Origin of the sequence: Protofrankia sp. CiT1 (assembly GCF_917627335.1) — a bacterium.
GTDB lineage: Bacteria > Actinomycetota > Actinomycetes > Frankiales > Frankiaceae > Protofrankia.
In genome coordinates this window covers 8,018-17,833 of record NZ_CAKJTP010000088.1, presented here as the reverse complement: position 1 = coordinate 17,833, position 9,816 = coordinate 8,018, and the positions used below count along the sequence as shown (strand labels likewise).

The 9,816-nt window shown below is 73.8% G+C and carries 3 protein-coding genes and 2 pseudogenes; all 5 read right to left on the bottom strand.

The window, feature by feature from the left end; translation table 11 throughout:
* Nucleotides 1-1,091: pseudogene (locus MJ785_RS14530) on the bottom strand (TIGR02680 family protein); the annotation flags it as partial.
* Nucleotides 1,088-2,425: a DUF2398 family protein gene (locus tag MJ785_RS14525; RefSeq protein WP_239381333.1), complete on the bottom strand. Its 1,338-nt coding sequence runs from the start codon at nucleotides 2,423-2,425 to the stop codon at nucleotides 1,088-1,090. The pseudogene MJ785_RS14530 and the gene MJ785_RS14525, both read right to left, overlap by 4 nt.
* 124 nt (nucleotides 2,426-2,549) lie before the next feature.
* On the bottom strand, nucleotides 2,550-4,148 hold the full coding sequence (locus tag MJ785_RS14520; RefSeq protein ID WP_239381331.1) for a TIGR02677 family protein: 1,599 nt from the start codon (nucleotides 4,146-4,148) through the stop codon (nucleotides 2,550-2,552).
* A gap of 62 nt (nucleotides 4,149-4,210) precedes the next feature.
* Nucleotides 4,211-8,893 (bottom strand): DEAD/DEAH box helicase, encoded by a 4,683-nt coding sequence (locus tag MJ785_RS14515; protein WP_239381329.1) that lies wholly within the window; start codon nucleotides 8,891-8,893, stop codon nucleotides 4,211-4,213.
* 75 nt (nucleotides 8,894-8,968) lie between these two features.
* A pseudogene (locus tag MJ785_RS14510) lies at nucleotides 8,969-9,816 on the bottom strand (hypothetical protein); the annotation flags it as partial.

The following is a 9,816-nucleotide window of genomic DNA, read 5'->3' as shown; positions in this document are numbered from 1 at the left end:
GCCTCAGACCGCGCGCGGGCGGCTGCCGCTTGGCGGCGGTCCAGCTCGGCCCTTGTCTCGTTGGCGGTCTGCAGGCAGGTGCGGACCAGGCGGTCCAAGTCGCCCATCTGCTCGACCGCCTGGTAGGCGTTGCTCGCCCTGAGCTGCTCGATCCTGCCGCGCAGCCCGGCGACGGCCGTCTCGGCCTGCTCGCGGTGGTTCTCGGCGGCCCGCTGCCCGTCCCGCGCGGCCCGCTCGGCCTCCTCGTACGCCACGGTCGCGGCACGCTGGGCCTGCGTCGCCTCGCGTCGGCGGGTCAGCGCGCCAGCGGCGGCGCGGGCGTGGGTGCGCAGGTAGGTCGTGTAGCTGGCGAGGAACGCGGCGGTCGCCTCGTCGGCGGCCACCAGGCCCTCCAGCGTGCGGGTGACCGTCTCCATGTCGTCGAAGCTGCGCGCCGCCTCGTTGATGAGGTCGTCGTCCACGGGCCGCAGGCCGTCGGTCAGCGTGTCCGACAGCCTGACCGGGTCGAGGTTCTTGGCGAGCTGCGGCCTGCGCAGCGTGAGGATCAGGGTGACCAGCTGCTCGTAGCGCTCGGCGCCGAGGCCGAACAGCCGGGTGTCGATCGCGGCCCGGTAGTCCGTCGCCGAGGCGTGGATGTTCGCGTCGCCGATCTCCTCGGCGAGCTGCTTGCGCGTCATCGGCCGGTCGTCGTCGGTGAGCAGCGAGAAGTCCTCGCCGACCCGGCCATCGGCGACGAAGTGCCAGCGCACCGGCGTGTCCCGGTGCCGCTGGGCGTGCAGACCGATGCCGACGGTCACCGCCTGCCTTGTGTCCCGGTGGCGGAACTCGAGCCAGACGTAGCCGACCGCGTTGTCCGCGCCCCGGTACAGCAGGTTGGACTTCATCGTCCGGTCCCCGGCGGCGAACGGGTTGAGCCGCTTGGGGTCGATCCGGCCGTCGAGGACAAAGGGGAAGAGGACTTCGAGGGCCTTGGTCTTGCCGGACCCGTTCGGCCCGCGCAGGATCAGCCAGCCGCGGGCGAACGAGAACTCCTCGTCCCGGTAGTCCCACATGTTGATGATGCCGGCCCGAGTGGGCTCGTACCTGGTCACTTGATCGTTTCCTTGAGCTGGGCGGTGACGCCCCGGTAGCGGGCGAGCAGGGGCAGGATGAGGACGCCGCCGTCGGTACGGGCCACGAAGCCCACGCTGGCGAGCAGGTGCAGGACGTCGTCGAGGAGACTGGCCGGGTCGGCGATCTGGCGTTCGGACATGCCGCGGCCGAACTCCTTGACCAGTTTCGTGAGCTCCGCCCGCAGCCAGGAGTCGCTGAGGAACGGATAGGTGGCCTCGCGACCGGCTGCCTTCGTCGCCTCGGCCGCGACGTCACCAGAAGGCATGGCGTCACCAGAAGGCAGGGCGTCACCGGGCGGCAGGGCGTCACCGGGCGGCGCCGCGGCACTGGGCCGCCCGGCGCTGTCAGTGGCTGTGGCGCTGTCGGTGGCTGCGGCGTGGCCGGCGTCCGCGAGCAGGGCGGTGACACCGGAGCGCGCGGGCAGTGCCGCGTCGATGCGGGCGGAAGCGTCGGCGAGCCGCTCGGCCGCCGTGGCGGCGGGCAGCAACTCGACGCGGTGCCGGCTGGACGCCAGGTAGCCGGCGATCCGGGCGCACAGCAGCAGCGCCGCTTGGGCGACCGTGCCGGTGCCGGGGAACGTGACGTCGGTGAGCCGGCCGCCCGTGTTGATCAGGGCGACTCCCTCGGCGCGGCGTTCCAGCGGCAGCCCGGTGAGGCGTTCCAGGTCCTCGGCGAGGGCAGGGGCCCGCAACTGGCCGCGCAGGCCCTCGTCGACGTCCGCGTAGTAGACGACGGGCTGTTCCAGGGCAAGGCGGCGGGCCCGGCGGCCGGTGCGGCGGCGCTCGGCGTTGATGCCCTGCTCCGGGCCCGCGCTCGCGGCGTCGCCGAGCAGGTCGGTCACCGAGTTCAGGTGCTGCAGGACACGGCTCGGGGCGTAGACCGCCCCGGTGATCTCCCGGTCGATGTCGTAGAGCGCCTCGGCGTGTTCGGGGTCGTTGACCCAGTCCACGGCGCTGCCGTCGGCCATCCGCAGCGCGCCCCGCGTCTCGAGCCACGCGACCGCGTCCACGAAGGCGTCCCGGTCGGCCTTCCGCTCGGTGTCCATGCCGAGGCCGTCGACACGGCCGGCCTCGGCGGCCACCGCGTCGGCGAGTTCGGACAGGGCGATCTGGGTGCCGGCGCGGCCCAGCACCGACAGGGCGAGCACGAGGTAGGCGTAGCGGCGGCGGTCGAAGGGCTTCCTCGCCCGAGTGTACGCCGGGCGGGTCGCGTCGAGGGTGTCCTGGACGCGGCGCAGCCGGACCGTGTCGCCGCCCTGACCAGGGTGTACCCGAGCGTCTCGGCGAGGTCCACGCGCAGCTGCGATGCCCACTTGCGGACCAGCGGAAGGGTGGCTCTGTCCGGGTAGGACGCCGTGATGAGCGGATGGCGCAGCACCTGACGGGCGGCCTGCTGGTACTCGTCGAGATCTAAGGCGCTGACCTTCTCCGCGACCCTCACGCCGAGACCGCCGCCGCCGCCGCGGGCGCGGGCGCGACCAGCCCCGAGCCAGCGCTCCTGATCTCGATCGCCAGCCTGTCGAGGTGCAGCCTGCCGCGGACCGTCCGCACGGTCGTGACGCCTGGCGCGGGGCGCAGCGTGAGGCGCACACCGTCGGAGGAGCCGGCGGCGACCGGGCCGGGGTCTACGGTCCGGCTGACCGGCACCCGGGCGACCAGGGCGATACTGAGCAGGCTGAGCAGGGCCTCGGTCTCCGCCTCGTCGAGGACGCGGTCGTGGACGCCGTTGCCGGCGAGCTGCCCCATCGCGGAACGGCGCTGCGTGGTGGCCTTGAGCTGCTCGGCGCGCAGCCACTCCTTCGCAGCCTCGTCGCGCTGGAGCCGGCCGGGGCCCCGCAGCCCGGTTCTGCGGCCGACCCGCACGAGGGTGCGTGAGAGCGCCACCGGCTCGGCCTCCCACCAGGACTGTCTGCTGGGGATCAGCTCGGGGTCCTCGTAGCCGGCTGCGACGTGCCGCGGCCCGCCGAGACCGAAGACCGCCTGGTACAGCGCGTGCGCGTCGGTGTCGGCGGGCAGGCTGGTGAACCACTGCGCGAGGTGGCGCAGCTGGCTCTCGCGGCTGACGCCGCCCCTCCTCGACTCCGTCACCCGCCGCAGCAAGGCGGTGACGTTGGCGATGGCGGTGATCGTCGCGTCCTGCAGCCGGTCCGCCTCGCTGGCCCGCTGCGCTGCCCCCGGGGAGGTACCGAACCACTGGACAAGGCCGGCCCAGCGCCGTCGCCACTCCGCGGTCCGGTCGCGGGAGCGGAAGAGGGAGTCATCGGCCTCGGCGGCGAGCGCCGCGACCCGGTCCGCTCCCTCGGCGCCCACTGCCTCGACCGCGTCGGCGAGCAGCGGCGCGTACCTGCTGAGCTCGGAATGGAACTCGCGCATATGGGCGAGCAGGGCGTCCTTGTGCGCGAGGAAGACCTCGGGGCGCGTGTCGTTCGTCCGCGACAGGTCGCCGAGCATCAGGTAGAACCGGGCGGCGCGCTGCGCCATGTCCGCGAGGACGCCGTCGAGGCGGGACAGCTTGCGGTACACCTCCGGCGCGTCGCCCTCGCGCACCGCCTCGGCGAGCGCCCGCAGGTCCGCCAGGATGTCGGGGAAGACCAGCCGCGACAGCTGCGCGTCCTCCAGGCTGGCGGACAGCACGTCCTCCACCGCCCGATAGGCGCGGTAGCCCGCCTGGGTGAACTGGTAGACGTAGTGCCGGTTGCGGTACTCGGCCAGGTTCGCGGCCCGGGTGCCGTCATAGGAACGGTCGAGGACCTTCCAGTCGGCGAGCGAGTCCAGCAGGGACTGGACGTCGGGCACCCGCGCGTCCGGGCGCTCCTCGGCCAGGGCGTCGAGCGCGGCCTGGGCATCGGCCACGTGCACCAGCACCTGATAGTCGGCGCGTGCCCGGTCGAGGGCACGCAGCAGCCACAGGTATTCGTGGCGCTTCTCGGTGGCGGCGAAGTGGAACAGGCGCAGGCGGTCGTCGGCGGTGAACGCCGCGATACCGAAAGCGCCACCCGGCGTGCCCGGTGGGTCCTGGGCGCTTGTCGTTGTCATGGTTTCGGTATCCCAGCAAATACGCGGTCGGAATGGCTCACAGACGGTGCTCGGTATGCTGCTCAGTCATCTCGGTCATCGTCGACGCGCAGTCCGGACAACGACCGGAGAATGGTCAGGGCTACGCCGCGCGACAAATCCTCATGGTAGCGCTCGTTGCCGACGGTCCGTAGGCAGCCATAACAGGATGTCTCGAGGCCGCAGTCGCACGCGCTTACCCGTCGCAGCGCGGAGTCGACGACGATATCCAGCGACCCGGCGATACGCGCCGCGCTGCCCGCCCCGCCGGGGACGGTGTCGAACAGCACCAGACCACTGCGCTGGTCGGCACCTGCGTGCACGACGCCGTCGATGTCGCCCCGGCTGATCTCCAGGCCCTCGGCGCAGCCTTCCAGCAGCGCGTAGAGCAGCGAGTGCCACCGCGCCCGCTCGTCGGCGCCGGAGCCGGTAGCGCCCAGACCGGGCGCGTCGACCTGGACGCGCACAATGTCGGTCTCGTAGGTGTGCGCCAGCGACCGCCAGCGCAGCAGGCCTGTGCACGGCTTGCCGCGCAGCGGGTTGAGGTGCGACTTGGGCGCACGGCCGTGGTTGGCGCCGCCCCAGCCGCACCAGTCGCAGAGCAGGAAGCCCGCGCCGCCCGGCCCTTCGGACAGCGACACGAGCCGGCCCCGGGTGCCGCTGTGACACCAGGCCATCGCGCCGTCCGCCGACCGCCAGCGGCTCTCGCTGAGCTCCGCGCCGAGGGACACCACGTGGACGCCGCCGTTCCAGACGCGCAGCGGCGGGGCAGTGCCTGGCCTCGCGGTGCGTGGGTCGGCCACGAAGCCGAACTCGGGCACGCAGTATTCCCGCACCGGCCCGTCGGCCGGCCGCCCGCAGGCGGTGCACGCCGGTTCGAGGTCGTCGCCGCCCTCGCGGTAGTGCTGGCAGCCGCGGCAGACCGTGTAAGAGCGGGTGATGAGCTCCCGGCCGGGCAGCCGGTAGATCCCGGCGCTGCGCCACAGCACACCGCCGGCGACCAGTTCGGAGCCGGGCGCGTACTCGTGGATCGCCATCGCCAGGTCGCGGGTCAGTTCGAGGCGCGCCCCGACCTGGGAGTCGCAGTGCGCCGTACGCAGCTCGACGGTGTCGACCGGGAACCCGTACTTGGGCAGGATGTTGCGGTTGGCGAGGAACCCGATCAGCGACCGCCGGGTGATCGTGTTGATGGACCGCTCGAACCGGGCGGCCATGTCGCTGCGCCGAGACTCGAACGCCTCCTTGCGCCGCTCCTCGAACAGGGCGACGTCCTGGGCGAGCTCGGCGCGGACCGCCGCCAGCAGCGCGTCAAGCTCGTCCACCCAGGCGCCGGAGTCGAGGCCGAGCTGTTCCTGGACGGACGTGGGCAGGACCGCCCGCAGCGCGGCGTCGACATCGTCCGGTACCGGCGTCAGGAAGCTGCGGACCAGCTGTGACGGAGCGGCGGGCGGGCCCGGCCGGCCGGGAGCCCCGCCCCGCTCGCCGAGGAAGAAGGCACCCGCGTTCTTCCACTCCTGGCCGGTGTTCTCCTTCGCGTCGCGGAAGAACGCCGCGAGCGCCACCGAGTGCGCGTGGCGCCGGTCGATCCTCGGGTTGCCGAGCGGCACGTAGGGGGCGCGGACCTGGCCGGTCAGCATCGTCTCGGGCGCGGCGTAGCGGGACAGGTCGTGGGAGCGGCGCTGCGCGTAGGTCAGCACGAGGGCCGGTGAGCCCGCGCGGCGGCCCGCCCGTCCGGCCCGCTGGATGTAGCTCGCCGTGGTGGGCGGCATGTTGCGCAGCAGCACGGCGTTCAGCGCGCCCACGTCCACGCCGAGCTCAAAGGTCGTGGAGCAGGACAGCACGTTCACCTCCCCGGCCAGGAAACGCTGCTGGATGTCGGCTGCCTCCAGCCCGGTCCACTGGGCGGTGTGCTCGCGGGCGGTCAGGGAGACCGGCGCGGTGCGCTGGTAGAGCGCCCGGTAGTGCTCGTCGTCATTGTCGGTGGCGGCGGTCACCGGCGCCAGCCGGCCGGCGCAGCGCAGGGTCGGGCAGACGCCGCGCACGGACGCGGAGACCCGCCGGCGGCACACGTCGCACTGGTACAGCTCCGCTGCCCCGCCCGGCGCGAGCGTCAGCCAGGTGTGGTCGACCCGGTAGACCTGGCCGATCTTCGGCAGCGCCGTTCCGGCGAGCCACCCGTCCCGGACGGCGGTCAGCGCCCGCCAGCAGCCGGCCAACGTCTCCCGCGGGTCGGCGCCGCCCGTGCCGAGCAGGCGGCGAAGGTAGTCCAGGCGCCTGTTGACGCCGCGGGTCGGCAGCCAGCTGAGCACTTTGAGCTTTGCCTCGGCACCGTCGACGCGGACGTAGATCGGTCCCCGGCGCGGGTCGAACATCTCGTCCGCTGGGTCGACCTCCGCCGGCATCGACAGCGCGCCCTGCAGCCGCAGCGTCCGCGCGAGCTCGCCGAGCAGCAGCCAGCACTCGTCGGCGGTGAGGCCGAGCGCGAGCAGCGGGGCCGGCGCCCGCCACGCCGGGTCGACGTCCAAGGCGACACGCAGCAGGCCGAGACCTTCCAGCGACTGCCGCTCGTCGAGGGCGATCAGCTCGCGCGCCACCCAGCGGGCGGTCTCCCGCCGACGTGCCTGCCGGGACTCGCGGCGCCCGAACACCCCGGCGGCGCCGGCCTCGGCGGCCACCGCCTCGATCAGGTCGTCCACTGAGCACGAGGGGTCGGCCGCGGTAGCCCGGGCCAGCCCGTCGAGGATCAGGCGGCGCTGCTGTACCAGCGCGTGGCTGGATTCGAGATACGGCGCGAAGAACGCGGCCGCCTGCCTGCTGTCGCTGAACGCCAGCAGCTTGCGGCCGCCTCCCGGCCGCCCGGCGAACTCGTCGTCGGCAGGCAGCGCCTGGTAGAGAGCTGTCGCGAGGACGGCGGCGGAGGCCTCGTTGCCGCTCTCGAACAGCCGGATCATGCCGGTGCCGCGCGCGCCGCACGACAGGCAGCCACGCGGCGTCCCGGACCGGCCAGGCAGCCGGCGCACCGTACGCAGGTACGCGGCGGAACATCCGCACGGGGCGACGGCGCCTGTCGCGGTGGGCGCGTGCAGCGCGCCGCACCTGCCGCACAGCAGAGCGCTCTTCGCGTCCTTGGCGTCCTGCTCGGCGGTCTCCTCGAACGCGGCGTCGTCCTCGTCAACCCCCTGCGCCGCGTCCTCGGGCCGCGCCGCGCTCTCGGGCCGCGCCGCGCTCTCGGGCCGCGCCGCGTCCTGCGGCCGCGGCGGGTCACCGAGGACGAGCCATGCGCGTCGGTCGCCACGCGCGACCCGGGAGGTGAAGTACTCCCCGGATCTCTCCTTGCGGATGACGCCGGTGAGGTGCACCGCGCCGCACCGCTTGCAGCACCCGAACTCGAACACCGCGGCCGAGCAGTCGGGGCAGATCTCGCGCCGGGCCAGTGCCACGTGCGGCCCGCCCGTGCTCCCGGCGTCACCCGCGAGGCAGGTGAACGCGCCCTCGGTGGCGCGGGCGAACAGGTGGTAGCGCGCGGACAGCATCGGCGCGCCCGAGGCGTCCCGGGCCGCCGTGCCGAGCGCGACCAGTTCCGCCAGCCGGGCCCCGGAGATCCCCGCGGCCTCGGCCAGGTCGGTGAACAGGCGCGGCCCGTCGGCGAGCAGCGCGCGGACCCGGCCGAGGCCGGCGGCGTCGGCCGGCCCGAGGTCGGGGGCGTCCTGGACCGGGCCGTCCGGCACCGCCACCCGGGTAGCCTGGACGAGGTCCTGGCGGGTCGGGTTGCCCGGACTCCACTCGAACGGGGCGTCGAACAGCTTCGCGGCGAACTCCATGACGGCCGCCGGGCTGTTGCCGACGGTGGCGGACGTCGCGATGGCCTGCAGCGAGCGGGCGGAGTCCTTTTTCCGGGAGAAGACCTTCTGCTTGAGCCGGCGTAACAGCATGCCGACTTCCTCGGCCTTCGCCCCGTCGTAGACGTGCGCCTCGTCCAGCACGACGAAGCGCCAGTGCCCGCCGTGCGGCCCCTCGAACAGGTCCATGTCCGCGGGGCGCAGCAGCAGGTACTCCAGCATCGCGTAGTTGGTCAGCAACAGGTGCGGCGGGCTGTCGCGCATCTCGGTTCGGGAGAGCAGCTCGTTCGAGAGCCTGGCCTCGCCCGGGTTCAGGGCCTCGAACAGGGAGGCGCCCTCGGCGGGCCGCTCCGGTGTCTCCCCGGTGTACCGGCCGAACGTGATCTCGGGTGCGCCCGCGAGCACCTGCCGCAGCCGGCGCACCTGGTCGTTGGCCAGGGCGTTCATCGGGTACAGCAGCAGCGCCCGGACCCCTGGACCCAGCGTCCCGGCGTCCCGCTGCCGGACGAGCTCGGCGAGGACCGGCAGCAGGAAGCTCTCCGTCTTGCCCGACCCGGTCCCGGTCGCGACGACGAGGTTGCGGCCCGCGGCGGCTTTGCGGATCGCCGTTTCCTGGTGCGCGTACAGCGGCCGGTCCAGCGGCAGCGCGGGCCCGCCGAGCCGGGCGAACCCGCTGGGCAGGACACCGTCGGCGATCAGCCGCCGCAGGCTGGCGCCCGCCGCGTACGGCGGTGTCGCCTCGAGCAGCGGCCCCTTGGTCAGCAGCGGGCTGGCGTCGATCGCGTCCCGCAGCGCCCGCGCGAGCTTCGGGTCGCGCACCGGCAGCAGCGACCGCAGGTAGCGGCGGTACGTCAGGCTGAGGTGCTCGGCGGTGGCGATCACGTCCATCACTGAAGAATCTCGTGTCGGGGTTTCTCGCTGTTCAGGGGCCCTCGCGGGTGGCCCACGCGAGGGGCTGCGATGTCAGGCCGGTGTGACCGTCCACGGATCATCGGCCGGGCCGGCGCCGGTCACGGTGGCGAATGTCACGACGGTTCCCTCGCTGACGGTGATGGTGAGCTCGGTGTCGCCGTGGACGGCTGCCGTGTCCAGGATACGGCGCAGCGGGTAGCGGCCGTCGCGCAGCGCCCTCAGGACCTGGACGGGTTCTCCGCCCGCCATGAGCGTGATCGCCGGTGGCGTGGCGGCGCCCGGCAGGTCGATGCGCAGCAGGCCCCCGCGCCACAGGTCGTCGTGGGTGAGGCGCAGCGGGCCCGCGTGGTGCCACCCGGTCGCCTCGGCGCCGCTGCCCGGCTCGGGATCGATCCGCAGCCGCAGGTGCGGCGGGGTCACGGCCAGGCGCTGGACCACCGCGCCGGCGACGCAGGTGACCTCCCGCGTCACCGTCTCCTCCTGGTAGGCGGCCGCGGCCGGGGAGACCGTCATGCCCGGCGGGGCCGAGATCACCGCCTCCGCGGGCTGAAGCCCCCGAGGGCTGGTAAGCCGAGGGGCCGGGTATGCGGTGACGCCCAGGCCCTCCGCGAGTACCACCGTGCGGCGCAGCCCGGGGACCACAGAGATCACGACCTCGCCGAGCAGCGGCCGCCGCATACCGCGCCACAGGACGTCCGGTCGCCACGTGTCACCGGTCGTCGTGACACTCGCGAGGGTGGCCGCGGAGCCCGTCCGCCGTGCCTCGACCCGGAAGGTGGCCTGACCGGGCGGGAGCAGGACCTCGGGGGGCGAGGCGAGGACAGGCCCGCCGGCGACGGTCGTGACGCCGGGGATCGGCGGACCCGTGCGCAGCACCGGCCTGGTCCGGCCGCGCACGA